At 71.6% G+C, this 25,029-nt stretch carries 23 protein-coding genes; 11 read left to right on the forward strand and 12 right to left on the reverse strand.

Going from position 1 to position 25,029, the window contains the following annotated elements; all coding sequences use genetic code 11:
- Together ACFYWX_RS45040 and ACFYWX_RS45045 are read right to left on the reverse strand one after the other, a co-directional pair.
- A complete protein-coding gene (locus tag ACFYWX_RS45040) occupies positions 1-645 on the reverse strand; it encodes an HAD family acid phosphatase (protein WP_389431236.1) in 645 nt (214 codons plus the stop codon).
- A gap of 172 nt (positions 646-817) precedes the next feature.
- Positions 818-3,832: an NACHT domain-containing protein gene (locus tag ACFYWX_RS45045; RefSeq protein ID WP_389431237.1), complete on the reverse strand. Its 3,015-nt coding sequence runs from the start codon at positions 3,830-3,832 to the stop codon at positions 818-820.
- A 379-nt stretch (positions 3,833-4,211) separates the two neighbouring features.
- Between ACFYWX_RS45045 and ACFYWX_RS45050 the strand changes: the two genes are divergently transcribed.
- Entirely contained in the window at positions 4,212-4,784 is a 573-nt protein-coding gene (locus tag ACFYWX_RS45050) for a M23 family metallopeptidase (RefSeq protein WP_389431238.1), read from the forward strand.
- Positions 4,785-4,795: 11 nt separating this feature from the next.
- On the opposite strand, the gene ACFYWX_RS45055 is transcribed toward ACFYWX_RS45050, so the two are convergent.
- Complete coding sequence (locus tag ACFYWX_RS45055) at positions 4,796-5,383, reverse strand: TetR/AcrR family transcriptional regulator (RefSeq protein WP_389431240.1); 588 nt, start codon at positions 5,381-5,383, stop codon at positions 4,796-4,798.
- Between the two features lie 126 nt (positions 5,384-5,509).
- Between ACFYWX_RS45055 and ACFYWX_RS45060 the strand changes: the two genes are divergently transcribed.
- From ACFYWX_RS45060 to ACFYWX_RS45070, 3 genes are all read left to right on the forward strand, one after another.
- The gene (locus ACFYWX_RS45060) at positions 5,510-7,108 is read left to right on the forward strand and encodes an MDR family MFS transporter (protein WP_389431241.1); all 1,599 of its coding nucleotides are present in this window, start codon (positions 5,510-5,512) and stop codon (positions 7,106-7,108) included.
- 107 nt (positions 7,109-7,215) lie between these two features.
- On the forward strand, positions 7,216-7,704 hold the full coding sequence (locus ACFYWX_RS45065) for a helix-turn-helix transcriptional regulator (protein ID WP_389431242.1): 489 nt from the start codon (positions 7,216-7,218) through the stop codon (positions 7,702-7,704).
- Entirely contained in the window at positions 7,701-8,135 is a 435-nt protein-coding gene (locus tag ACFYWX_RS45070) for a VOC family protein (RefSeq protein ID WP_389431244.1), read from the forward strand. Before ACFYWX_RS45065 ends, ACFYWX_RS45070 begins: the two co-directional genes overlap by 4 nt.
- Before the next feature lie 18 nt (positions 8,136-8,153).
- Here ACFYWX_RS45070 and cseC read toward each other — a convergent pair whose 3' ends face one another.
- From cseC to ACFYWX_RS45095, 5 genes are all read right to left on the reverse strand, one after another.
- Complete coding sequence (gene cseC / locus ACFYWX_RS45075; RefSeq protein WP_389431245.1) at positions 8,154-9,506, reverse strand: two-component system sensor histidine kinase CseC; 1,353 nt, start codon at positions 9,504-9,506, stop codon at positions 8,154-8,156.
- A 10-nt stretch (positions 9,507-9,516) separates the two neighbouring features.
- The gene (cseB, locus tag ACFYWX_RS45080; RefSeq protein WP_389431247.1) at positions 9,517-10,221 is read right to left on the reverse strand and encodes a two-component system response regulator CseB; all 705 of its coding nucleotides are present in this window, start codon (positions 10,219-10,221) and stop codon (positions 9,517-9,519) included.
- Between the two features lie 112 nt (positions 10,222-10,333).
- The gene (locus ACFYWX_RS45085) at positions 10,334-11,002 is read right to left on the reverse strand and encodes a hypothetical protein (protein WP_389431248.1); all 669 of its coding nucleotides are present in this window, start codon (positions 11,000-11,002) and stop codon (positions 10,334-10,336) included.
- On the reverse strand, positions 10,987-11,529 hold the full coding sequence (locus ACFYWX_RS45090; protein ID WP_069773156.1) for a SigE family RNA polymerase sigma factor: 543 nt from the start codon (positions 11,527-11,529) through the stop codon (positions 10,987-10,989). Before ACFYWX_RS45090 ends, ACFYWX_RS45085 begins: the two co-directional genes overlap by 16 nt.
- Positions 11,530-11,853: 324 nt before the next feature.
- Entirely contained in the window at positions 11,854-12,807 is a 954-nt protein-coding gene (locus ACFYWX_RS45095; protein ID WP_389431250.1) for an A/G-specific adenine glycosylase, read from the reverse strand.
- A gap of 38 nt (positions 12,808-12,845) precedes the next feature.
- On the opposite strand from ACFYWX_RS45095, the gene ACFYWX_RS45100 reads away from it, so the two are divergent.
- Together ACFYWX_RS45100 and ACFYWX_RS45105 are read left to right on the forward strand one after the other, a co-directional pair.
- Positions 12,846-14,549 carry a sensor histidine kinase gene (locus ACFYWX_RS45100; protein WP_389431252.1) on the forward strand — a complete coding sequence of 568 codons (1,704 nt, stop codon included), beginning with the start codon at positions 12,846-12,848 and terminating at the stop codon, positions 14,547-14,549.
- Entirely contained in the window at positions 14,546-15,199 is a 654-nt protein-coding gene (locus ACFYWX_RS45105) for a response regulator (protein ID WP_389431253.1), read from the forward strand. The genes ACFYWX_RS45100 and ACFYWX_RS45105 overlap by 4 nt, the downstream gene beginning before the upstream one ends.
- 34 nt (positions 15,200-15,233) lie before the next feature.
- Here the strand turns inward: ACFYWX_RS45105 and ACFYWX_RS45110 are convergent, their stop codons facing one another.
- A complete protein-coding gene (locus ACFYWX_RS45110) occupies positions 15,234-15,875 on the reverse strand; it encodes a phosphatase PAP2 family protein (RefSeq protein ID WP_389431254.1) in 642 nt (213 codons plus the stop codon).
- A 174-nt stretch (positions 15,876-16,049) separates the two neighbouring features.
- Here ACFYWX_RS45110 and ACFYWX_RS45115 point away from each other — a divergent pair, with 174 nt between their 5' ends.
- Positions 16,050-16,913 carry a hypothetical protein gene (locus ACFYWX_RS45115; RefSeq protein ID WP_389431256.1) on the forward strand — a complete coding sequence of 288 codons (864 nt, stop codon included), beginning with the start codon at positions 16,050-16,052 and terminating at the stop codon, positions 16,911-16,913.
- Positions 16,914-17,008: 95 nt separating this feature from the next.
- On the opposite strand, the gene disA is transcribed toward ACFYWX_RS45115, so the two are convergent.
- Complete coding sequence (gene disA / locus ACFYWX_RS45120; protein ID WP_389431258.1) at positions 17,009-18,133, reverse strand: DNA integrity scanning diadenylate cyclase DisA; 1,125 nt, start codon at positions 18,131-18,133, stop codon at positions 17,009-17,011.
- A gap of 81 nt (positions 18,134-18,214) precedes the next feature.
- A complete protein-coding gene (gene radA / locus ACFYWX_RS45125; RefSeq protein WP_389431259.1) occupies positions 18,215-19,624 on the reverse strand; it encodes a DNA repair protein RadA in 1,410 nt (469 codons plus the stop codon).
- Positions 19,625-19,809: 185 nt separating this feature from the next.
- Here radA and ACFYWX_RS45130 point away from each other — a divergent pair, with 185 nt between their 5' ends.
- Positions 19,810-21,513 (forward strand): hypothetical protein, encoded by a 1,704-nt coding sequence (locus ACFYWX_RS45130; protein ID WP_389431261.1) that lies wholly within the window; start codon positions 19,810-19,812, stop codon positions 21,511-21,513.
- 84 nt (positions 21,514-21,597) lie between these two features.
- Here the strand turns inward: ACFYWX_RS45130 and ACFYWX_RS45135 are convergent, their stop codons facing one another.
- Positions 21,598-22,467, reverse strand: a complete 870-nt coding sequence (locus tag ACFYWX_RS45135; protein ID WP_389431262.1) for a hypothetical protein — start codon at positions 22,465-22,467, stop codon at positions 21,598-21,600.
- A gap of 72 nt (positions 22,468-22,539) precedes the next feature.
- Between ACFYWX_RS45135 and ACFYWX_RS45140 the strand changes: the two genes are divergently transcribed.
- The 3 genes from ACFYWX_RS45140 (at position 22,540) to ACFYWX_RS45150 (ending at position 24,995) form a co-directional block, all read left to right on the forward strand.
- Complete coding sequence (locus ACFYWX_RS45140) at positions 22,540-23,472, forward strand: Ppx/GppA family phosphatase (RefSeq protein ID WP_389431264.1); 933 nt, start codon at positions 22,540-22,542, stop codon at positions 23,470-23,472.
- A gap of 96 nt (positions 23,473-23,568) precedes the next feature.
- Positions 23,569-24,393, forward strand: coding sequence for a sugar phosphate isomerase/epimerase family protein (locus ACFYWX_RS45145; protein WP_389431266.1), 825 nt, complete (start codon positions 23,569-23,571; stop codon positions 24,391-24,393).
- The gene (locus ACFYWX_RS45150) at positions 24,390-24,995 is read left to right on the forward strand and encodes a TetR family transcriptional regulator (RefSeq protein ID WP_389431268.1); all 606 of its coding nucleotides are present in this window, start codon (positions 24,390-24,392) and stop codon (positions 24,993-24,995) included. Before ACFYWX_RS45145 ends, ACFYWX_RS45150 begins: the two co-directional genes overlap by 4 nt.
- The last annotated feature ends 34 nt before the right edge of the window (positions 24,996-25,029 follow it).

Below are 25,029 nucleotides of genomic sequence, written 5' to 3' on the forward strand. Positions count from 1 at the left end.
TTACGACAGCTGCCCGTCGTAGTCCGGCAGCTTGAACGTCTTCTCGGCGTGGCCACCCGAGAGGTCGGTGGCGCTGTTGCCGATGTTGGCGATGATCGTGTAGCCCTTTTTCTCGATGTCGACGCGCTGGGCGGTCTTGTAGGCGGCGACGTCCTTGAAGAGGTCGAGGAAGCCGCGGACGTAGAGGCCGGAGACCTTGTAGCCGACGTACTTGAGGTTGTAGTCGGTCACGCCGGAGATGATGCCCGGGCGGGCGGTGACGAAGAACAGCGAGACGCCGTGGTCCTGGGCGTACTTGGCGACGTCGAGGACCGGCTCGTTGGCCGGCTGCGGGTAGCTGAAGCCGAAGTCGGTCTCCAGCGTCGTGTTGTCGATGTCGAGGACGATCGCCTGCTTCTCACCGGGCTTGGTCGCGGCGATGCGCTGCTTGAGGTACGGCAGGGCCTGGCCCATGGCGGCCTGGCAGTCCTTCTGCCAGGTGTCGTAGTCGACGTCATCCGCGGCGGCGGTGACGGTGGTGGCGGCGACGGGGGAGGTGCTGGTGGCCGTCGCGGCCTGGGCGCCGGTGGGAACGGCCATCGCCGTGACGGCCACCGCGCTTATCGCGGTCATGCCAATTCTGCGCGTCCAGGTGCCTCTGGTCATGTGTGTGGGGGTCCTCTCGCGTCCGTGCGCTGCCGGTGTCGTGGGCATGCTGGTGGGTGGGAGTGGCTTGAGGGGAACCAGCGGGTTACTGGACGGTAGCGGCAGGTCGGAGAGCGCTCCCATGGGTCGGTCGGCGTTTGTGGCGAGGCTCACAATGGACTGTGAGTGGGCGTCACTCGTGGTTGGCCCGACGTGCCACCTCGGTCACGCGCACGGCCGTGTCGGGGAACAGCCCGGTCAGCAGATCGCGGTCCTGCCGGGGGTCGTATCCCGGGCGGGCGAAGAGGCTGAGGGTCTCCAGGGCGGGGAAGGCGCCCGGCAGTGGGGCGAGTTGGCGGTCCGAGGCGAGGTCGTAGAGGTAGAGGGTCGTGACCTGCGCGAGGGCGAGCCCCGAGCGGGCGGCCGCGCTGGCGTGCCGGGCGGACAGGCCGAGTTGCTGGAGGCCGGCCAGGTCCCGAAGAGCCGCCAGCGGGGTGTCGTCCGGGCAGTCGGTGATGTCCACGATCTCCAGCCGGGGGAACCGGGCCAGCACGGACATGTCCGAGACGGTGCCGCGCAGGTCGAGCCGGGTGAGCTGGCCCGGGTTCAGGTGGTCCGTGAGGGCCTCGGCCGGGAAGTCGCCCTCCAGCTGCATCCACGGGCGTCCGCCCATGTCGCGCAGGGCCGCGAGTTCCGCCGGAGCGTGGGCGACCAGGTAGAGGTCGTGGTGGGGGAGGCGGGCGACGACCTCACGGCCGTAGACCTCCGTGTCGAACCGGTGCCAGGCGCCGGAGAGTTGCTTGCGTACGCGCCAGGAGGGGTGGTCGCTGAAGCGCGCGAGGTAGGGAATCGCCGCGTCGGTCCCGACCAGGGAGGCGGTGAGGACACAGAGGTGCGCCGACTCGTCGGGGTCGGTGTCGTCCGCAGGGGCCGTCAGACGCTCGGGCGGAGAGAGGAAGTCGAGGATGAGGGGGCCGACGGAGGCCAGTTCGTAGGCCGCCTCCAGGGTGCGGGGCGGGACCAGACGCCCGACACCGCTCTCGATCTCGGTCCGTACCGACGGGTCCAGCTCCGTGGCCTGTTCCAGGCAGGACGCGGCCAGCAGCAGGGCGCGCGGGGAGTCGTCGCGCAGCAGCTCGCGCAGGATCTCCACCCGGTCGCGGGGGCGGCCCTGGGCCACGGCCATGCGGATGACGTCCTCCCACTGATCGTCCGCCGCGTGCTTGTGGACCATCCCGAAGGCGCCCTCGTCGAGCAGCGCGCGGGCCCCGAGGAAGTCCTGGAACGTGCGGTGGCAGAAGTCGATCGTGTCGGCGGAGGCCGCGCGCAACAGGCCACTGCGGTCGAGGAGATGGGCGAGGACGGTCTCCGGGGGCCCGAGCGCCTCCATCTCGGGCAGTGCCGGCAGTGCCTTGCCGATCTCGGCGAGGGCGCGGTCGCGAGCCATCTCCGTGCGGCCGTCCTTGATGAGCCAGTACGCCAGCCGCTGCAGGATCTGCAGCTGGGGCTCCTCGCGCAGCTCGGGGCCCGGCAGGCCGCGCTCGCGGTCGCGGCGGGCGAGCAGCATGGTGAGCGCGGCCTCGTACAACTCCTTGCGGCCGACGGGCAGGAAGCCGCGGCGGTCGCGGTGCAGGGCGCAGATCAGGCCGCACATCAGGGGGTTGGTGGCGAGCCGCCCGAGGTCCGGCTTGGCCCGTACGGCGTGCAGGAGTTGGGTCTCGTACGCGGTGAGGGCGGCGTCCTCCTCGGGGCCGCCGCCGGTGCGGGCGGCCGCGTGCCAGCGGCTGATGAACGACGCCACGTCCTGCGGCCGCATGGGGGAGAGCGCGAGCTCGGTGAACCCCTCGTCCGCGAGCCAGTCCTCGCGTACGGCCGACGGGCGGGAGGTGACCAGCCAGCGGTTGCCCGGATAGGCCTCGATCAGGTCGGCCAGCCAGGTGCGGGCGAGGGCGCGTTCACTCTCGGGCACCTCGTCGATGCCGTCGACCAGCACGAGTGCGCGTCTGGCGTTGAGTACGCGTGACTCCCAGCCGTCCGGCTGCTCTCCGGCGAGCGGCGCGCCGACGGCGGCGAGGAAGTCCCGGGGAGCGGGCAGGCGGCCGCCGTGCCGGGTCAGGGTGCGCAGGGGCAGTACGAACGGGATCCGGTCGCGCAGGTAGGCCATACGGCCGTCGGGTTCCTGCCGGGTGGCCGAGACGGCCAGCCACTGCACGAGGGTCGTCTTGCCGGAGCCGGCCTCGCCGCGCAGCAAGAGCCGGTCGTGGTCGGCGAGGGCCTCGTCGGCGGGGCGGGGGGTGGCGGAGGCCTCGTGACGCGCGGCGAGGGTCTGCGCCCGGTGTGTGGCGTGGTCCAGGGCGAGTCTGGCCTTCCAGGCCCGTTCCCGTGCGTCATGACGCGCCGTGGGGGAGGTGGCCTGCTCGGCGGTGGCCTCCGCCTCCTGGAGCAGCGTCTGGGTCCTGCGCCGCACCGAGTCGAAGTACACGATCTCCTCGGCGAGCCCGGCGGGAGCCGACGCCTCCAGACTCAGATACGCCACGTCCAGGGGCCACTTCCCCGGCGAGTTCACCAGATCCACCCCGTAGATCAGCAACTTGCCGTGCTTGCGGCCGACATACGCGAGGTACTGCTGCTCGAAGGCCGTGTCGCGGGTGTCCCTGCGCGGTGTGCGGATGATCAACTCGTCGAGCTTGGCGATGAGTTCGGCCTGCCCCCGGCTCTGCTCGACCAGCGTGCGCGCCACGAAGGTGGACCGCTGGGTGAAGAAGTTCACCACGTGGACGCAGGACCACTCGGTGAGGGAGTCGAGGAAGAGGGAGGCGTCGGAGGTCAGGTCGCGGGTGGGGGAGCGGCGGTGGAGTTCGCGGGCCAGCTCGCGATGGCCCAGGCGTACGGCCTGTACGTCGTCCATGTCGAGGTCGCCCAGCGCGAGCAGCTTGGCGGTGAGGGCGTTGGTGACGGCGGTCACCTCGTCCGCGGGGAAGGGCGGCTCACCCGGCGACTCCACCGCCTGCCGGACCAGTACGGCGGCGATCTTCCGTACGTCCATCTCGGTCAGCGCCCGCTTCTCGCCCCGGAAGGACACCAGCGCGGACAGCCGTACGGGCCGGTCGACCAGCCCGGCGCCGGGGTCCTGGCGTACGAACAGCCGCTTCACCAGCGGGCCCATCACGCTCGATGCCAGGCGCGTGCCGATGACCGCGGGATCCACCCGACGCCCCTTCCCCCGAAGGCCGTTGACCTGAGGCGCTCAGCGTAGCCCCCGTCACATTCCGGGGTCTTTCGATCTCGTGGGCCGGTGACATGCCGCACAGGCGATTTGTCCGGTACTAGGCGGAATAGTGATAGCGAAAATATGAGCAAAAGGGACTTTATGGTTATGACCCGGACCGTGATTCCCGTGCTCTGGGCGGTTCGGTACTGAATGGGCGTTGTATCAAGAAGCGTGCAATCTAGACCTTTAGTACTAGATTACGTCGTAGGTCACACGTTTGGGCTTATGTGTGCCCCGGGGTTACCAAGGGATGACCCATTCGGCGGATGCCCGTCCGCCGGGTGGTTTCTTCTGTCCCCTTCCCCATGAGGTTTCGATGTTCCAGCGCGTCTCGTCCCGTTCTTCTCGTTCGTCCATGCTCCGCCCCCGTGTGGCCGGCGTGGCCGCCGCCGTCGGTGTGTCGGTCGTGCTGGGAACCGGGGTCGCGTCGGCCGCGGAGTTCACCGGCGTCAAGGCGGCGGCGTCGGCTGCCTCGTGGATCGACCCGGTGGCGAAGTACAAGCTCAGCGCGAGCTTCAACCAGGCCGGCGGCATGTGGGCGCACAAGCACTCCGGTCAGGACTTCGCCGTGCCGAGCGGCACCAAGGTCATGGCCGCGCACGGCGGTACGGTCGTCAAGGCCGGTGGCAACGGCGCCGGTGACGGCCCCGCCTACGGCAACGCCATCGTCATCAAGCACGGCAACAAGACGTACTCCCAGTACGCCCACCTCTCCCGCATCCAGGTGAAGGTCGGCCAGGTCGTGAAGACCGGTCAGCAGATAGCGCGGTCCGGCAACACCGGCAACTCCAGTGGCCCGCACCTGCACTTCGAGATCCGCACCACCGCGAACTACGGCTCGGCCGTCAACCCGGTCAAGTTCCTGCACTCCAAGGGCGTGAAGGTCTGACCGCTCGCTGATCAGGTGCCCTGGTGCGCCTGCGTCACCAGATCGACGGCGACCTCCAGGACAGCGCTGCGCTTGTCCTCGGGGTCGCCTTCGAGGTCTTGCAGGAGGAACATGCCGGCGTGCAGCGTGAAGATGGCGCTGACGCAGCGGACCTGGTCGACCAGGGGAGTGTCGGGGTCGATGATGATGTCGCGCAGGCCGCGAATGCGGTCCTTGAACGAGTCGCCGATCTGCAGCTCCCGCACCGTCGCCTGGTTCTCCTGCATGAAGCGGAAGAGCGGTGCCGCGTCGGCGAGGTGCTGGCTGTAGCGCCGTACGATCTCGTGCTTGGTCTCCAGGGTGTGCGGCTGGGCGGCGCCCCACTCGATCAGTTCCTCGATCGGCTTCGTCAGATCCTGGAAGATGCTGACGATGATCTCTTCCTTCGTCTTGAAGTGGTAGTAGAGCGCGGCCTTGGTGACGTCCAGGCGCTCGGCGATCTCGCGCAGTGAGGTCTTCTCGTAGCCCTGCTCGGCGAAGAGTTCGAGCGCCACGTCCTGGATGCGCTGGCGCGTGTTGCCGCGCCGCTGCCGCTTGGTGCTGTCCATGGTGCCGCCCATTCTCGTGCTCCCCGTCCCCCATCAAAACTTACTTGACGCCCGGCTAGTTCCAGGTCTATTTTCCAGAGTGTACTGAACTAGCCGGGCGGCAAGTAAGTGGGCCGTGGCCGGGGGGAGTGGAAGACGATGGCGGACGCACAAGCTGTGGACACGAACACACAAGAAGTCTCGGACAAACAGCCCAAGAGCGTAAGGGTGGTCCTGCTCGCGCTCATGATCACCATGATGCTCGCGATGCTCGACAACATGATCGTGGGCACCGCGATGCCGACGATCGTGGGCGAGCTCGGCGGGCTCGAACACCTGTCCTGGGTGGTCACGGCGTACACGCTGGCGACGGCGGCCTCCACCCCGCTGTGGGGCAAGCTCGGCGACATGTACGGCCGCAAGGGCGCCTTCATGACGTCGATCGTGCTCTTCCTGATCGGCTCCGCGCTCAGCGGCATGGCGCAGGACATGGGGCAGCTCATCGGCTTCCGTGCCGTTCAGGGGCTCGGCGCCGGTGGTCTGATGGTCGGCGTCATGGCGATCATCGGTGACCTGATCCCGCCCCGGGAGCGCGGCAAGTACCAGGGCATGATGGCCGGCGTCATGGCGCTGGCGATGATCGGCGGTCCGCTGGTCGGCGGCACCATCACCGACCACTGGGGCTGGCGCTGGGCGTTCTACATCAACCTGCCGCTCGGCGTGGTGGCGCTGGCCGCGATCAGCGCGGTGCTGCACCTGCCGAAGAAGCGGGCCAAGGCGCGGATCGACTACCTGGGTGCCGCGCTGCTGACCATCGGCATCACCGCCATCGTGCTCGTCACCACCTGGGGCGGCACCGAGTACGCGTGGAGCTCCGCGCGGATCATGGAGCTCATCGGAATCGGCGTGGCCGCGCTCGTCGGCTTCGTCTTCTGGCAGACCCGCGCCGCCGAGCCGGTCGTGCCGCTGCACATCTTCCGCAACCGCAACTTCACCCTGATGTCGATCATCGGCTTCATCACCGGCTTCGTGATGTTCGGCGCCACGCTCTTCCTGCCGCTGTACCAGCAGTCCGTGCAGGGCGCTTCCGCGACCAACTCCGGGCTGCTGCTCCTGCCGATGCTCGGCGCGATGCTCGTCACCTCGATGATCGCGGGCCGGGTGACCACGAACACCGGCAAGTACAAGATCTTCCCCGTGGTCGGCAGCACGCTGATGATCGTCGGGCTGTACCTGCTGTCGCTCATGGACACCGACACGAGCCGGCTCACGTCCGGTGTGTACATGGCCGTCGTCGGTCTCGGCATGGGCTGCCTGATGCAGATCACCATGCTGGTCGCGCAGAACAGCGTCGAGATGAAGGACATGGGTGTCGCCTCCTCGTCGACCACCCTCTTCCGTACGCTCGGCTCTTCCTTCGGTGTCGCCATCATGGGCGCGCTGTTCAACCACCGCGTCCAGGACGTCATGGCCGAGCGGGGCGGCGCGCTGGGCTCGAAGGTGACCGAGCAGTCCGCCCAGCTCGACGCGGCGAGCCTGGCGAAGCTGCCGGAGGCGGCTCGGGACGCCTACCAGCACGCGGTGTCGGCGGGTACCCACTCGGCGTTCCTGCTGGGAGCGATCGTGGCGGTGGGCGCGCTGGCGGCGGCCGTGTTCGTGAAGGAGGTTCCGCTCAAGGGGGCGGGACCGCAGAAGGCGGACGAGGGATCGGCGGACGGCACGGCATCGGCACAGCCGCCCGTGGTCGAGGCCGTCTGACCCGACCGAACCCCGAAGGCCCCCGGCGCGTGTCCGCCCCGGGGGCCTTCGTCATGCCCCGTGCCGTGCCGGCGCCCGTGTCGGTCCCGCGTGCCACCATCGGCCCCATGGACAAAGTGCGGCAGTTGCGGCTCGCCAAGGACGCCATGGACCATGACTGGGCCGACCCGGAGCTCGACCTGAACGCGGTGGCCACGCACGCCGGGTACTCGCGCTTCCACTTCGTAAGGGCGTTCAAGGAGGCGTACGGCGAGACACCCGGCCAGTACCTCACGCACCGCCGTATCGAGCGTGCCGAGGAGATGCTGCGTGGCGCCAACCTGACGGTCACCGAGATCTGCCACCTGGTCGGCTTCAGCAGCCTCGGCACCTTCTCGACCCGCTTCAAGGCACGGACCGGGCTCACGCCGAGCGAATACCGGGGCAGGCACGTGGGCCGCGGCGCCTCTCTCATCCCCGGGTGTTACGCGATGCTCTGGGCCGGGGGATTCAGGAGGGCAACTTTGAAGAAGCGCCCCGGCTCTCCCGCTGCCTACGGTGACGAACAGGAACCGCAAGCACCAGAGCAAGCACCAGAGGAGAGCGCAGAGCCATGATCAAGGGACTGGGCATCGCCACCGTGTGGACCTTCGACCAGCAGCGCACCAAGGCCTTCTTCACCGAGAAGCTCGACTTCGAGGTGCGCACCGAGCTCGCCCTCGGCGACATGACGTGGATCACCGTGGGCGCCAAGGACCAGCCGGACGTCGAGCTGGCCCTGATGAGCCTGGACGGGCCCGGCCTCGACCCCGAATCCGCCGAGGCGCTGAAGAAGCTGGTCGGCAAGGGGGTCATCGGCGGGGGCGCCTTCCACTCGGACGACTGCCGCGGTGACTACGCGACCTTCAATGCGCGCGGTGTGGAGTTCATCCAGGAGCCGGCCGAGCGTCCCTACGGCATCGAGGCGATCTTCCGCGACGACAACGGCAACTGGTTCTCGCTGACCGAGCGCAGTGCGGAACTCGACTTCTCGAAGGACTTCGGCTGAGCCACCACCCACGGCCGGTCAGGGCAGCGTCTGATAGCTCCCCGTGTTCGTCGGCGCGTGCTCCGGCAGCCAGAGGACGGCGACCGCGCCCTCCGCGGGTATGTGCTCGGGCGCGCCGGCCGGCCGGATGTTGCGGAACGTCAGCCGGGCGCCCAGCACCCGTGCCTGACCCGCCGCGATGGTCAGGCCGAGGCCATGGCCCGCGCCGGAGCGGTCGCTCCTGCCGGTGCGGAAGCGGCTCGGGCCGTCGGCGAGGAGGTCCTCGGGGAAGCCGGGGCCGTGGTCGCGGACCCGGATGACCCGGCCCTCGACGGTGACCTGGATCGGCGGCTTGCCGTGCCGCGCGGCGTTGGCCAGCAGGTTGAACAGCACCCGCTCCAGGCGCCGCGGGTCGGTGGTGACCTCCGACTCGTGCACCACGCGCACCTCGATGGCGGGGTCCTTCGCCGCCACCCGGCGGGCCACGAACTCGCCCAGCACGATGTCCTGCAACTCGGCCCGCTCGGACGCGCCGTCCAGCCGGGCCACCTCCAGGACGTCCTCCACGAGGGTGCGCATCGCCTTCGCCCGGTCCAGCACCAGCTCCGTCGGCCGGCCGGGCGGCAGCAGCTCGGCCGCCGTCAGCAGACCGGTCACCGGAGTGCGCAGCTCGTGGGCGATGTCGGCGGTGACCCGGCGCTCCGCCTCCAGGCGTAGCTGCAACGCGTCCGCCATCGCGTCCACCGCGCTCGCGAGGTCGTCGGTCTCGTCCCGCACGACCCCGCCGATCGCGTCCCGCACCCGCACGTCCGTCTCGCCCCGGGCGACCTGGTTCGCCGCGGCCGCAGCCTTGCGCAGCCGGCGTGACAACTGCCCGCCGATGAGCACTCCCAGCGCGCTGCCGCCGAAGACGACCGCGATGGACCCGATCACCAGGGCCTGGTCGAGGTCCTTGAGGATGTCGGTGCTGCGGTCGGTGAACCCGGTGTGCAGGGACAGCACATGACCGTCCTTGACCGGCACGGCCGCCCAGATGTCCGGCCCACCGCCCGCCCGGTCGGACACGAACGTCGCCCGGCGCCCCTCCTCGACCTTCTGCCGCAGCTCCGACGGAAGATCCGGGTCGTCGATCTTGATGCTGGGGAAGTTCGGCCGCCCCGACAGCTCGTAGTTGCGCTGGGCGATCCGGACCCGCTCGTCGGCGAGGTCACGCGTGTTGTCCAGCATCGACACCCGGGCGGCGTTGTGCACGACCAGACTGAGCGCGATCGCCACCAGCGCTCCGACCAGCGCGATCGCCGCGCTCAGCTTCCACCTCAGGCCCGTACGCATGCCCACGTGCTCCACGCGCCCTCCGCGCGTCGGATCCAGGTGCCGGAAGATCCCCCGCATGTCGCCCCGCTCAGGCCTTCAACTTGTAGCCGAAGCCACGGACCGTCTCGATACGGTCCTGGCCGATCTTCGTCCGCAGTCGCTGCACATGGACGTCGACCACGCGGGTGTCCCCGCCCCAGCCGTAGTCCCACACCCGCTCCAGGAGCTTGTCGCGCGAGAGCACCGTGCCCGGCGCGGAGGAGAACTCCAGGAGCAGCCGCATCTCCGTGGGCGTCAGGGCCACCGGCTGTCCCGCGCGGCGCACCTCCATGCCCTCGGTGTCGACCTCCAGGTCACCGAAGCTCAGCACGCCACCCGGCGCCGCCGAGCCGCCCTCGTCCAGCCGGTCGCCGCCGGCCGCGTGCCCGAAGCGGCGCAGCACCGCGCGGATCCGGGCGACCAGGACGGCGCCGTCGAACGGCTTGGTCACGTAGTCGTCGGCGCCCGCCTCCAGGCCCAGCACGACGTCGATGGAGTCCGCGCGCGCCGACAGCATGATCACCGGCACGGTCGACTCGTCCCGGATGCGCCGGCACAGGCTCACGCCGTCCAGGCCGGGGACCATGACGTCCAGCAGCGCGATGTCGGGGCGGTCCGCCCGGAACGCCTCCAGGCCCGACAGCCCGTCGGGCATGGCGGTGACCACGAAGCCGTCCCGCTCCAGGGCGAGCTGGGTGGCCTCGCGGATGACGTCGTCGTCCTCGACGAACAGGACGTGGGTCTGGTCTGCCATCCCGGTGCTCTCAGTCCTCGTGTCGGTCTCGGGGCGGGTCTCGTGTCGCCTGCCTTCACCCATGCATCGGATCGAGTGGGCCGATCGGTTCACGCAGTCGGGAAATTGTTGCTCAACTGCTTTCGGGTGCCACGGTGGGATCCTCGCCGACGGTGTTGTTGTAGTCGTTGTGCGTGCGGTATCTCTCGGCGAAGCGGCCCGCCGCCCAGCGGTACGTGATCACGTTCTCGCCGGAGGGATCCGACACCGGGTCGCCCCTCTCGTACACCTGCTTGGTCACGACCAGGTCGCCCCGGTCGATCTCCGCGTAGACCGGGGGTTCCTCGGCCTTGAAGACGTTCTCGTACCGGCCGTCGGACTCGCGGTACACGTACGATCCGACGCCGACCGCGTCGCTGCACGTGAGCACGTTGACCACGATGTCCTCGGCGGCTCCCCCGGTGAGCTCGCCGTAGGACACCTCGACCGGGTACTTGTCGGCGACGCACGGCTTCAGCTCGCGCTTGACCTCCGCCGAGACCTGCGGGTCGTCCTTGACGAGCCGGACCGCCTTCCCCCGGTCGGGGGTCGGGGTGGGGGAGGAGGGTATCGCCGCGGGCGACGCCGCGCCGCCCACCACCGTGTCCGCGTGGGCCGGTCCCTCGTCACGGGCTCCGGTGCCGCCGGTGGCGCACGCGGCGACGAAAAGGGCGAGGGCGGCGAGCACGGCCACCGCCGTGATCGCCGCCTGGAAGGTTCCTCGGGCCGGTGTGGGCCCGGCCCCGGTCAGGCCGCCGCGCAACGCTCCCGCTCCTCACGCTCCAGCGCGCGTGCGTCCAGATCGCGGGCCTCCAGCTCCTCGCGGAGCCGGGCGAGCGCCCGGTGCAGCGTGCTCTTGACCGTTCCGGCCGACATGCCGAGGGCGGCGGCCGTCTCCTCCGTGGACATCTGCTCCCAGTGTCGCAGCACCACGACACTGCGCTGCTTCGGAGCGAGCACCTTCATGGCGTCCATCAGCAGGGCACGGTCCGCGTGCTGCTCGGTGGAGTCGTCCACGCAGGCGTCCGGGAGCTGCTCGGTGGGCACCTCCTCCAGCTTGCGGGCCCGCCACCACTCGGTCCGCGTGTTGATCATCACGCGGCGCAGGTAGGCGTCCGCCAGCCGCTTGTCCGCTATGCCGTCCCAGCGGCCGTACGTCCGCGCCAGCGCCGTCTGGAGGAGGTCCTGGGCGTCGACCGGGTCCGGGACCAGCCGGCGGGCACTGCGCAGCAGCGCGTCCTGCCGGGTGCGGACGTACTCCTCGAATTCGAGCACCTCGCCCTGCGCCATGATCGACCGCCTCCGCTCCCCGTTTCCCGGCCTGTTCGTCGGCCGGGTTTCACTTCATTGGGGGACGGCTCGCGGTGCGTGTGGTCTGCCTGTGTGGCCGTGTGGTCCGCCACCGTCCCGTGCCTGTCGGCACGAGAAAGAAGCTACGGAGCGGTTGTCACGGGGCTGTCCGAAGCAGCCTGCGGACAGCGCTCGGCTGTCCGTCGGTTGTGTAACGAAAGCAGGAAACGGGTAAGGCGACACACCGTTTACCATGCTTATGGGGTGATTTGGCGGTCCGGGACGCCGTTACGACGGCCCGTACGCCTGTGATGTGTCTGTGCGTCAGCTCAGCGGCAGCCGATAGAGCCCGCCCGGCAGCGGCTCCACCAACCCGTCCGCGACGAGCCCGTCCAGGGCCCGCGCGCGCTGCACCGGCTCGTGCCACACCCGGTCGAGCGCGGCCTGTGGGACCGGCGCGTGGGCCTCCCTGAGTACGGCGAGCAGCTTGCCGCGGACCTGACGGTCCGTGCCCGCGTACGTCTGCCCGCGCCGCGGGGGACCCTCGTGCTCCGGCTTGCCCGCGAGCCGCCAGGCGCACTGCGCGGCGATCGGACAGCGGTGGCACGTCTCGTTCTTCGCCGTGCACACCAGGGCGCCGAGCTCCATGGAGGCGGCGGCCCAGCGCGCGGCGATCCCCTCGTCCTCGGGCAGCAACGCGCGCGCCAGCCTGCGCTCGGCGGCGGTGGTGGCGTTCGGCGGGTACCGCACGCCGGTGACCGCGCGCGCGAAGACGCGCCGCACATTGGTGTCCAGGACCGCGTGCCGCCGCCCGTACGCGAAGGAGGCCACGGCGGCAGCCGTGTACTCGCCGATGCCGGGCAGCGCCAGCAGCTGCGCGTGGTCGGACGGTACGTCTCCGCCGTGCCGCTCCGTTATGGCGACCGCGGCGCCGTGCAGGCGCAGGGCGCGGCGCGGGTAGCCGAGCCGGCCCCAGGCGCGCACCGCCTCGCCGGGCGCCTCCTGGGCGAGGTCCGCGGGGCGGGGCCAGCGGACCATCCACTGCTCGTAGACCGGCAGGACGCGGCTCACCGGCGTCTGCTGCAACATGAACTCACTGACCATCACACCCCACGCACCGGCCTCGGGGCGCCGCCACGGCAGATCGCGGGCGTGCTCCTCGAACCAGTCGATGACAGGGGCGTGCAGGCTCTCTCCGGGGGACGGGTCCTCGCCGCGTCGCGGGCCGGAGACGGCGTCGGCGGGGCTGCTGTGCGGGGGCTTCGTGGGCGCAGTCATGACCTTCCGATCCTCCCACGACGAGGGGCACACATGCGTTGACCGCCACCCCGGTCCGGCGGTTCGCGGTCGCCCGCACACGCCGGTACGTCACACCGCACAACCCCATCCGCCCCCTGCAGCACCTGACGATCGACAGCAGTGCCGCCCCGCCCACCGCTTGTAGCGTCGGGCGGATGGAACGTCCTCCCCCGCGTGTCGGCGCTGCCCTCCTGTGGGCCGTCCTCGCGCTCCCCGCGCTCAGCGCGGACCGCCTCGGGCTGAACGAGCCGCGCCCGGCCTGGCAGCAGGGGGCCGGGCTCGGGGTGCTCGCCGTGGCCGTCGCCGTGGCCCGACGCCGGCCTCTGGCGGCCTTCGCCCTGACGGCCGCCCTGAACCTGGCCGCCGCCCCCGCCCTGTTCAACGTGTCCTACGGCCTTGCCCTGGGCGTCCTCGCCCTGCTGCTCGGCCTGCGCGCGGACCGGGCGCGCCCCGCGGCCCTCGTCTTCGCCGCCGTCGCCTGCGCGGGCACCGCGAAGACCGCACTCGTCGGGATCGACCCGGCGCCGGAATGGGTGGTCCTGATGGCCACGCTGCTCTTCGGCTGCGTCTTCCCGTGGCTGGGCGGCCGCTACTGGCGGCAGAGCCGCGAGCTGGCCGAGGCGGGCTGGAACCGGGCCGCCCGGCTGGAGGGCGAGCGGCGAGGCGCCGAGGAGCGCGCCCGACTGCGGGAACGTGCGCGGATCGCCCAGGACATGCACGACTCCCTGGGACACGAACTGAGCCTGATCGCCCTGCGCGCGAGTGCCCTCCAGGTCGCCGCCGACCTCCCGGAGCACCATCGCACCGCCGTGGCCGACCTGCGCGCGGCCGCCGCCGACGCCACGGACCGCCTCCACCGCATCATCGGCGTCCTGCGCGAGGACGACGAGCCGGCACCCCTGACCCCCGCCGGCGAGAGCGTCGAACAACTCGTGGCCCGCGCCGCCGAGTCGGGACTGCCGGTGCGCTGGGAGCCGACGGAAGCCGCCACGACCGTGACGCCCGGCGGGGTCACCGAGCGGATCCTGTACGGGGTGGTCCGCGAGGCCCTGACCAACGCGGCCCGCCACGCGCCGGGCGCCCCCGTCACCGTGGCGGCGGCCGAGGACGACGACGGCACGACCGTAACGATCACCAACGGACGCCCCACACAGGAGGGTTCGGCGTCCTCGGGCGGCTCGGGTCTGCGCGGCCTGCGCGCCGCGGTGACCGCGCTGGGCGGCGACTTCGCGGCCGGCCCGCACGAGGACGGCTTCCGGGTCCGGGCCCACGTCCCCGCACAGCCCGCGCCGCCCACGGCCCGCCCCGCCCCCTCGGCTCCCTTCACCCGGGCCCGCCGCCGTGTCGTCCTGGCCCTCGCGGGCGCCGCCTGCACGGGAGTCGTCCTGCTCGGCGGGGGCTTCGGCTGGTACGCCTACACCAAGACCCACTCGGTACTGGCGCCCGCCGCGTACGCGAAACTGCGCCCCGGCGCGTCGGCCGAGGAACTCGCGCGCGTACTGCCGGAGCGCGCCGTGACGGACCCGCCCACGGAACGGGCGCCGACGCCGCCGAAGGGCACCCACTGCCGCTACTACCGGGCCAGCGGCGAACTCCTCGTCTCCGTCGACCACTTCAGACTGTGCTTCGACGACGAGGGGCGCCTGGTCGCCAAGGACGTGGTCCCCAGAGCCGGTCTGTCCGGCGAGGGGCGCGAGGAGTACAGGGAGTTCGCAGGATGATCCGCGTACTGCTGGCCGACGACGAGGCGATGGTACGGGCGGGGGTGCGCGCCATCCTCGCGAGCGGCGGGGAGACGGAGGTCGTCGCCGAGGCCGGGGACGGACACGAGGCGGTCGAACTGGCCCGCGCCCACCGCCCGGACGTGGCCCTGCTGGACATCCGCATGCCCCGCCTGGACGGCCTCGCCGCCGCGGAGGAGATCGTACGGACCGTGCCCGGCACGGCCGTCGCGATGCTGACCACGTTCTCCGAACAGGCGTACGTGGCCCGGGCGCTCGGCGGCGGCGCCACCGGATTCCTGCTCAAGTCCGGCGACCCGTACGAGCTGATAGCGGGCGTACGGGCGGTCGCGGGCGGCGCCGCCTTCCTGTCGCCGAAGGTGGCCCGCTACGTCGTCGACGGCCTCGGCGGCGGACGGCTCGCCCGTGAGTCGGACGCACGCGCGCGCGTGGGGCTGCTCAGCCCGCGCGAACGTGAGGTCCTCGCGCTGGTCGGAGCGGGACTGTCCAACCCGGAGATCGCCGGTCGGCTGCACCTCGTCGAGGGCACCGTGAAGGCGTACGTGAGCGCGGTCCTCGACCGGCTCGGCGTCCGCAACCGCGTGCAGGCGGCGATCGTGGCGTACGAGGCGGGTCTGGTGGAGGGCTGAGCCCCGGCGCGCCCTGCCGACGTGTGGGGCGGGCTCAGCGCCGGCCCGCCGACGCGTACGCGGCGCCGCGGTACGGCCCGGGCCCGGTGAACCACCGTACGAGGGCCGCAGAGGAGCCCCGCATCGCCTCCGCCACCCGCACCGCCGGACGTGTGCTCAGGCGTACGGCGACGGTGGCGACGACCGCGCCGAGCAGGAGCCCCGCGGCGACGTCGTGCGGGTAGTGCACGCCGACGAAGACCCGGGAGAAGGCCATGAGGAGGGCCAGCGGGGCCGTCAGCCACAGGAGCGCGCGTCGGGCGAGCGCCAGGGCGACGGCGGCGGCACCCGCGATCGTGGCGTGGTTGCTGGGGAAGGACCAGTCGCCGTGCGGCGGACAGGGTGTCAGGGAGGCAGCAGCGTCGGCGACCGCGCGGCACGGACGCTCCTCGGTGACGGCCGTCTTCAGCACCTCGCTGCAGACGTACGCCACAGCAGTGGCCAGAGGTGCAAGGACCGCGATCGCGAAGGCCTGGGGCGTGCCGCGGCGGGACCGCCACCATGCCGTGACGAACAGCGCGGCGAACAGCAGGAGTCCGGCCTCCGTCCAGGTCTCGGTCAAGTGCTGTACCCACCCGGGCGTGTCATGGGCGAAGTCGGTGATGTCGCGGTAGAGCCCGGCGTCCTCGGAGTTCATGGTCACGGACGGTAGGCGACCGGTCGTCGCCGTCACACCCTGCGATCGTCGCGTGCCGCACCTGACGAAAGACAGGGGTGGGGCGGCAGTTCGCGGAATGATGATCGTGAAAAGTTGTGCTCCCGGCGGCATGTGAGGCGAGCGAACTGGGTGATCTCTCGTACAGTTTGCGCCGTGGGATCTCTGCGCAATCCGGTCGGGCCGCTTCCCTCCACCATCTACTGGCGGCGGAGGGCCGTACTGCTGTCTGTGGTCGCCCTTTTGGCCCTGGTGGTCACCTGGATCGTCGTCTCCGGCGGAGGGGACGGGAAGAACCAGGGCGACGGCTCCGACGGCAAGAATCCCGCGCCCACGATCACGCCGGGCCCGTCCAGCTCCGGGCCCGCGATCAGCCAAGCCCCGGGCGGACGCGACGAGTCGGGCGGAGGGGACTCCAGCGGCTCCGGATCCGACTCGGGCTCCGGCTCCGGGTCCGGTTCTGGGTCCGACGACGGCTCCGGAAGCGGCTCGGGTTCGGGCTCCGGCTCCGGGGGCTCCGGCGGGAGCGGATCGGGCTCCGCGGGGTCCGGCGGGGCGGGCGAGGTCACCGTCGGCTCCGGCGGCACGGGGACGGCGTTGCCGGCCGGATCGACCCTGCCCAACTGCACAGCAGGCGTGGTCACGTTGACCCTGCGCAGCGTCCACAACACGTACTCGCCCGACCAGACGCCGGCCTTCCAGCTGGTCGCGAAGAACTCCTCCGCACATGACTGCAAGGTCGATCTCGGCCCGAAGAACTCGGTGTTGACCATCACTCAGGCGGGCAGCGAGGACGACTACTGGTCCTCGGCGGACTGCCCCAAGGTCTCCGGCAGCCTGCTGTACCGGGTCCCCGCGGGCACCAGCATCACCTACACCGTGAAGTGGGACCGCAAGCCGAGCGCCTCGGAGTGCGCGACGCCTCCCGCTGGGTCGGCGGGCGCGGGGACCTACCTGCTGGAGTCGAAGGCGCCGGGCTTCGCGAAGGCACAGACGTCGTTCGTGCTGTCCGCCGACTAGGACAGGCCCTTAAGCCCTGTCCGTCTGCGGCATGACCGGCCGGGCAGGTCCCGGACCAAGCGGGAGTGCACGGCCGCGAGGTTCGCGGCCGTGGGTCAGACGTACCGCTCCAGGATCGACGACTCCGCCAGCCGGGACAGCCCCTCGCGGACGCTGCGGGCGCGGGCCTCGCCGACGCCGTCCACCGTCTGGAGGTCGTCGACGCTCGCGGCCAGCAGCTTCTGGAGGCCGCCGAAGTGCTCCACCAGCCGGTCGATGATGGCGCCGGGCAGGCGGGGGACCTTGGCGAGGAGGCGGAAGCCGCGGGGGGAGACCGCCGAGTCGAGGGCCTCGGGGGAGCCCGTGTAGCCCAACGCGCGGGCGACCGTGGACAGTTCGAGGAGCTCGGCGTGGGAGAGGGCGTCCAGCTCGTACAGGGCTTCGTCGACCGTGCGGGAGCGCTTGGCCGTCGGCTCGGGGACGTAGTCCCGCACGACCAGCTCGCGCTCGGGCTCCACACCCGCGATCAGCTCGTCGAGCTGGAGGGCGAGGAGCCGGCCGTCGGTGCCCAGCTCGACCACGTATTCGGCGATCTCGGTGGCGATGCGGCGCACCATCTCAAGACGCTGCGCCACCGCGGAGACGTCCCGGACCGTCACCAGGTCCTCGATCTCCAGCGCCGACAGCGTGCCCGCGACCTCGTCCAGGCGGAGCTTGTAGCGCTCCAGGGTCGCCAGGGCCTGGTTGGCGCGGGACAGGATCGCCGCCGAGTCCTCCAGGACACGGCGCTGACCGTCCACGTACAGGGCGATCAGCCGCATGGACTGCGAGACCGAGACCACCGGGAAGCCGACCTGCTTGGAGACCCGGTCCGCCGTACGGTGCCGGGTGCCCGTCTCCTCCGTGGGGATCGTCGCGTCGGGCACGAACTGCACGCCCGCGCGGAGGATCTTCGACAGGTCGGAGGAGAGCACGATGCCGCCGTCGAGCTTGCACAGCTCGCGCAGCCGGGTCGCCGCGAACTCGACATCCAGGACGAAACCGCCCGTGCACATCGTCTCGACGGTCTTGTCGAAGCCGAGCACGATGAGGCCGCCGGTGTTGCCGCGCAGGACCCGCTCGAGGCCGTCACGCAGCGCCGTGCCGGGAGCCACCGCGCTCAGCGAGGCGCGCATCAGGCCGTCGGCACCGGAGCTCCCACCGGACTTTCCGGGAGCTGCCGCCCGGTCGTTGGCTGCCACTGCACTCCTCCGGTCGCGGGTTCTGGGGTGCTCCCGTTTCGCGCACTCGGTTCGTACGGACGGGCGAGACCAGGGCAAAGTCTACCGGCGCTCCTCCGCGTCCCGCGGGGCCTCTCGCTGACGGGAGCGCGGCAGCACCCGCAGGGCGTCCCCCACGTCGGCGACTTCCAGGACCTTCATACCGGCAGGGATCTTGCCGGGGTCGCCCGGCACGAGCGCGTGTGTGAAGCCCAGACGGTGTGCCTCCGAGAGTCGGCGCTGGACGCCCGTGACCCGTCTGACCTCGCCCGCGAGGCCCACCTCGCCGATCGCGACGAGGTTCTTCGGCAGGGGGGTGTCGCTTGCGGCGGAGGCCAGGGCGAGGGCGATCGCCAGGTCCGCGGCGGGCTCCGAGAGCTTCACTCCGCCCACCGTCGCGGAGTAGATGTCCCGCTTGCCGAGGGCGCTGATCCGGCCCCGTTGCTCGAGCACCGCGAGCATCATCGAGACGCGGGAGGTCTCCAGCCCGGACGTCGTACGCCGGGGGGAGGGGATCTGCGAGTCGACCGTGAGCGCCTGGACTTCGGCGACCAGGGGGCGGCGGCCCTCCAGGGTGACCGTCAGGCAGGTGCCGGGGACCGGTTCGTCACGACGAGTCAGGAAAAGTCCGCTTGGGTCGGCGAGGCCGGTAATGCCCTCGTCGTGCAGTTCGAAGCAGCCGACCTCGTCCGTCGCGCCGTAGCGGTTCTTGACGCCCCGCACGAGACGCAGGCGCGCGTGCCGGTCGCCCTCGAAGTGCAGGACGACGTCCACGAGGTGTTCGAGGAGGCGCGGTCCGGCGATGGCGCCGTCCTTGGTGACATGGCCCACAAGAAGGGTGGACATCCCGCGATCCTTGGAGGCCCGGATCAGGGCGCCCGCGACCTCCCGCACCTGTGCCATGCCGCCCGGTGCGCCGTCGATCTCCGGGGAGGCCACCGTCTGCACGGAGTCGAGGATCAGCAGCGACGGCTTCACCGCGTCCAAGTGGCCGAGCACGGCCGAGAGGTCGGTCTCGGCGGCGAGATACAGGTGGTCGTCGATGGCCCTGATGCGGTCGGCGCGCAGCCGGACCTGGCTCGCCGACTCCTCGCCCGTCACATACAGCGTGCGGTGTTCGTCACTCGCCGACTTGGCCGCCACGTCGAGCAGCAGCGTCGACTTGCCGACGCCGGGCTCGCCCGCGAGCAGGACCACCGCGCCGGGGACCAGTCCACCGCCGAGCACCCGGTCCAGCTCCGGCACACCGGTGGAGCGGGCGGTGGCCTGACGGACGTCGACCTCGCCGATGGGCACGGCGGAGGTGGTGACCCGCCCCGGTGTCGTCGTGCGGACCGCGGGCGCGCCGTACTCCTCGATCGTCCCCCACGCCTGGCACTCGGGGCAGCGGCCGAGCCACTTGGCCGTCTGCCAGCCGCACTCCGTGCAGCGGTAGGACGGGCGGTCCTTGGTGGTCTTCGTACGGGCAGCCATGGACGGAACCGTAGCCGCCGGCACTGACAGCGCGGGCGGCGCCGGGCCTCTCCCGTCCACGCGTGAGACCCGAAAAAACGGAATAAACCGTTCCAGTAGCCGTATGAGGGATCGTTTCACCCGTACGAATTAAAAGTGCTCAAGGGGCGAGATGGGGACATGTCTCCCCACCTACGGTCGCACGGGTGATGAGCAGCAGTCCGCAGACCTCGACCCGCACCACCGGCGCACACCGGGCGCACCGTGAGGCGCGCGATCGCGGTGCGGCGCGCACGGTGGCCCAGTGGCCGCCCGCGCGCTACGAGCCGTACCTGGACGGCCTGTTCACCTACTGCCTGTCCGTGCTGTGCGACCACGACGCGGCCACCTCCGCCCTCGGCGACGTCGTCGCGCTCGCCGAGCGGCGCGGGCAGCGCGGCCCGGAGGCCGCCGGTGACCGCAGGGCCTGGCTGTACGCGCTGGCCCGCTGGGCGTGCCTGCGCAAGCTGGCCGAGGCCAAGCAGAGACGTCAGGCCACACACGCGGCGGGCCGGCGCGGCGCCCACCGGCTGCCGGCCGCGCAGCCCGCGGGACCGTCCGTCCCCGCAGAGGTCCAGGAGGAGCGGCGGCGTGAACTCGCCCAGCTCGCCTGGCCGGAGGCCGCGGGGACCACGCCCGAGCAGCGTGAGGCGCTCGAACTCGCCGTGCGCCACCATCTGGCCGCCCACGAGGTCGCCGCCGTCCTCGGCATGGGCCTCGCCGCAGCCCGCGACCTGCTCGCCTCCGCCGCCTGCGAGGTCGAGCGCACCCGCGCGGCCCTCGCCGTCGTCGAGACCGGCACCTGTCCCGGCGCGGCCCGTCTCGCCGGCGACAACCAGCTGGTGCTCGGCTCGGCCCTGCGCTGCGAGCTCGTCCGGCACGTCGACGACTGTCCGCGATGCCGCCGCACCGCCGAGCGCGCGGCCCCGGGTCGCTGGCCCGGCGCCACCGTCACGCCCGCCGAGCTGCCCGTCCTGGAGGCGCCCCGCGCGGCGCTGCACCTCGCCCTGGCGCACCTCCCGCGCGCGCGGGGCACCGCCGTGCCCCGCTTCGACCGGCGCGGTTTCCCGATGGACCCCAAGGACCGCGCCGCCCGGAGGGACCGCCTGCGCGCGCGTGCCGTCACGACGACCGTCGTGGCCACCGTCGTCGCCGCCCCCGTGCTCGCCCTGTGGGCCGCCTACCGGGGCACGCCGACCGCCGAGGGCATGGACGGCCGCGCGGCCAGCGCGAGCGAGCTCCAGGGCACCGACAGCCTCGACGGGGAGGCGGCGGGCGAGTACGAGAACGCCGGCAACGTCAGCACCCAGCCCGGCCGCCGCCTCGGCAAGGGCGACGAGCCCGACGTGTCCGTGGAGGTGATCAGTGCCCCGGGCGCCCACAGGAACGGGGCGGGACGGCTGTCGGTGGAGGCCGGCAACAACGGCGACACCACCTTCGTCACCCTGACCGCGACCGGTGACGCGCCCGTGCGCTGGTCCGCGTCCACCTCGGCGGCCTGGCTCTACCTGAGCCGCTCCTCGGGAACGCTCGAGCCCGGTGAGTCGTTGACGATCAAGGTGTACGTCGACCCTCTGCGCGAGCCCTCCGGGCACTGGCACGCGCGCGTGGCGATCTCCCCGGCAGGCGCCGTCGTCTCCATCGAGGGCTACGGCACCGCTCCCGGCCCCCACCCCGACCCCACGGGCCCCGGCGACCCACCCCCACCCCACCCGGACCCGACCCCCACGACCCCCCCCACCACGGATCCCACCCCGACGGCCCCACCGCAGTCCCCACAGCCCACTCCCGACGCCTCGACCCCACCCGCCACGGGAGACCCCACACCTTCCCCCAGCGAGAGCGGCACACCGAGCCCCTCCGGTGGCTGATGCCGGCAGGGGACAGGCGACGGGGCAGGCGGCAGCGGCAGGGGAGAGGCGGCACACGCCCCTCACCCCACCGACCCGTCGGTCCTACGCGCCGACGGGCCCGGCAGGGTCCGCCGGATGCGGTGCCACCAGAGGCAGCTGCGACGCCAGCCGCGCCTCGCACAGCTCCACGAGACGGTCGTAGCCGGCCTTGCCCATCAACTCGCTCAGTTCGGCGCGGTAGGACACGTACACCGGGTCGCCGGCGCCGTGTGCCGAGGTCGCCGAGGTGCACCACCAGTGGAGGTCGTGACCGCCGGGGCCCCAGCCGCGACGGTCGTACTCACCGATCGACACCTGCAGCACCCGGGTGTCGTCGGGCCGGTCGATCCAGTCGTACGTACGCCGGATCGGCAGCTGCCAGCACACGTCCGGCTTGGTCTCCAGCGGCTCGCGACCCTCCCGCAGCGCCAGGATGTGCAGCGAGCAGCCCGCGCCGCCGGCGAAGCCGGGCCGGTTCTGGAAGATGCAGGAGCCGTTGAACGGGCGGGTCTGCCGGGAGCCCTCCTCGTCCTTCGAGACCCAGCCGTTCTCCGTGCCCTCGTCGTGCTGCTGCCAGATCTCCGGAGTGAGCCTCGCCACATGCTCGGCGACGCGTTTCTCGTCGTCCTCGTCGGAGAAATGGGCCCCCAGCGTGCAGCAGCCGTCGTCGGCGCGGCCCGCCTGGATGCCCTGGCAGCCGCTTCCGAAGATGCAGCTCCACCGCGAGGTCAGCCAGGTCAGATCGCAGCGGAAGATCTGCTCGTCGTCCGCCGGATCCGGGAACTCCACCCATGCGCGTGCGAAGTCGAGGCCCGTCTCGTCCCCTGCCGGGGCCTTCTTCGACGTCTTCGACATCTTCGGTGACTTCGCCGACTTCGCCCGCGAAGAACCGTCGGTTGATTTGTCGGTTTTCGCCTTTTTCGTCTTTGGCACCCGTCCAGGGTAAGACGACAGAGGCCGCTTCGGGGACGGCCCACGGCCTCCTGGGCAGTAGCGTTTCCCTCCATGAGACTCGGTGTCCTCGACGTGGGATCGAACACGATGCATCTGCTGGTGGTGGACGCACACCCAGGCGCACGCCCGCTGCCCGCACACTCGCACAAGGCGGAACTGCGCCTCGCCCAACTCCTCGACGAGGACGGGGCGATCGGCCCCGAGGGGGTCGACAAGCTGGTCTCGGTCGTCCACGAGGCGCTCCAGGCCGCCGAGGACAAGGGCGTCGAGGACCTGCTGCCGTTCGCGACCTCCGCCGTGCGCGAGGCCAGCAACGCCGACGACGTCCTCGCGCGCGTGCAGGCCGAGACCGGTGTCGAGCTCCAGGTCCTCACCGGCGCCGAGGAGGCCCGGCTCACCTTTCTCGCCGCCCGCCGCTGGTTCGGCTGGTCGGTCGGGAAACTGCTGGTCCTGGACATCGGCGGCGGCTCCCTGGAGATCGCGTACGGCATCGACGAGGAGCCCGACACCGCGGTCTCCCTGCCCCTGGGCGCGGGCCGGCTCACGGCCGGCTGGCTGCCCGGCGACCCGCCCGACCCCGAGGACATACGGGCGCTGCGCCGGCACACGCGCACCGAGATCGCTCGTACGGTCGGCGAGTTCAGCCGCTTCGGCGCCCCCGACCACGTCGTCGCCACGTCGAAGACCTTCAAGCAGCTCGCCCGCCTCGCCGGCGCCGCCCGCTCCACCGAGGGCCTCTACGTCCAGCGCGATCTCAAGCGGGAGTCCCTGGAGGCCTGGGTGCCGCGCCTGTCCGCCATGACGGCCGCCCAGCGCGCGGAACTGCCCGGGGTCTCGGAGGGCCGCGCGGGCCAGCTCCTCGCGGGCGCCCTGGTGGCCGAGGGCGCGATGGACCTCTTCGGCGTCGAGACACTGGAGATCTGCCCGTGGGCCCTGCGCGAGGGCGTGATCCTGCGGCGACTTGATCACATGGGCTCGGTGTAGACACCGGTTCGGCGAAATGTCGCCGACCATGACGAAGGCCACAACGGCCCATCGGAGCCCGGCTTCACCCCGGTCGCACCCCGTACCCTGTCCCTCGTGGCAGAACCAGTGGTCCGCGTCCCGGATGCGAAGGTCGCCCTGTCGACGGCTTCCGTCTATCCGGAGTCGACGGCGACGGCCTTCGAGATCGCCGCGCGCCTGGGATACGACGGTGTCGAGATCATGGTGTGGAACGACCCGGTCAGCCAGGACATCGACGCGCTGCGCAGACTCAGCGACTACCACCAGGTCCCGATCCTCGCCGTGCACGCCCCCTGCCTGCTCATCACCCAGCGCGTGTGGTCCACCGACCCGTGGGTCAAGCTCCAGCGCGCCCGGGCGGCGGCGGAGAAGCTCGGCGCGTCCACGGTCGTCGTGCACCCTCCGTTCCGCTGGCAGCGCCAGTACGCGCGTGACTTCGTCGCCGGGATCTGGCGGATGGCGAACGAGACGGACGTACGGTTCGCCGTCGAGAACATGTACCCCTGGCGCTACCGCGACCGCGAGATGCTCGCCTACGCACCCGACTGGGACGTGACGAAGGACGACTACCGGCACTTCACGATCGACCTCAGCCACTCCTCCACGGCCCGCACCGACGCCCTCCAGATGGTCGACCGCATGGGCGACCGCCTCGGCCACGTGCACCTCGCGGACGGCAAGGGGTCGGCGAAGGACGAGCACCTCGTCCCCGGCCGCGGCAACCAGCCTTGCGCGGAGCTGCTGGAACGTCTCGCCGTGACCGGTTTCGACGGTCACGTCGTCATCGAGGTCAACACCCGCCGCGCCATGTCGAGCGCGGAGCGCGAGGCCGACCTCGCCGAGGCCCTGGCCTTCACCCGCCTGCATCTGGCGGCCGGAGCGAAGGTGCCGCGGCGATGACCGGGGCCACCGCCAGGCGCCGTGGCCGCCCGCCGCGTACGGAGGCCGGCGACACCCGCGACCGCATCCTGACCGCGGCCCGCGAGGAGTTCGCCGAGCGCGGCTACGACAAGACGTCCGTGCGTGGCATCGCCAAGGCGGCCGAGGTGGACTCCGCACTGGTCCACCACTACTTCGGTACCAAGGAGCAGGTCTTCGAGGCCGCCATCGAGGTCGCCTTCGCGCCAGCCCTCAACGCGCCCGAGGCGGTCGCCGACGGTCCGCTGGACGGGGTCGGGGAGCGGCTCACCCGCTTCGTCTTCGGCGTCTGGGAGAACCCCACCACCCGTAAGCCACTGCTGGCGATCGTCCGCTCCGCGGTGAACAACGAGACCGCGGCCGCCGTCTTCCGCCGGCTGATCTCCGCGCAGCTGCTGCGCCGCATCGCCGCCCAGCTCGACCTCCCCGACGCGGAGCTGCGCGCCGAGCTCGCGGCCGCGCAGCTCGTGGGGTGCGCGATGCTGCGGTACGTGATCAAGGTGGAGCCGCTGGCGTCGGCGGACCTGGAGCAGATCGTCGCGCGGGTGGCACCGGTGGTCCAGGGGCACCTGACCGCGCCTTGAGCCCAGCGGGCCACGGTGGAACGCACTTCCGAGG

Origin of the sequence: Streptomyces sp. NPDC002888, from assembly GCF_042888465.1 — a bacterium.
GTDB lineage: Bacteria > Actinomycetota > Actinomycetes > Streptomycetales > Streptomycetaceae > Streptomyces.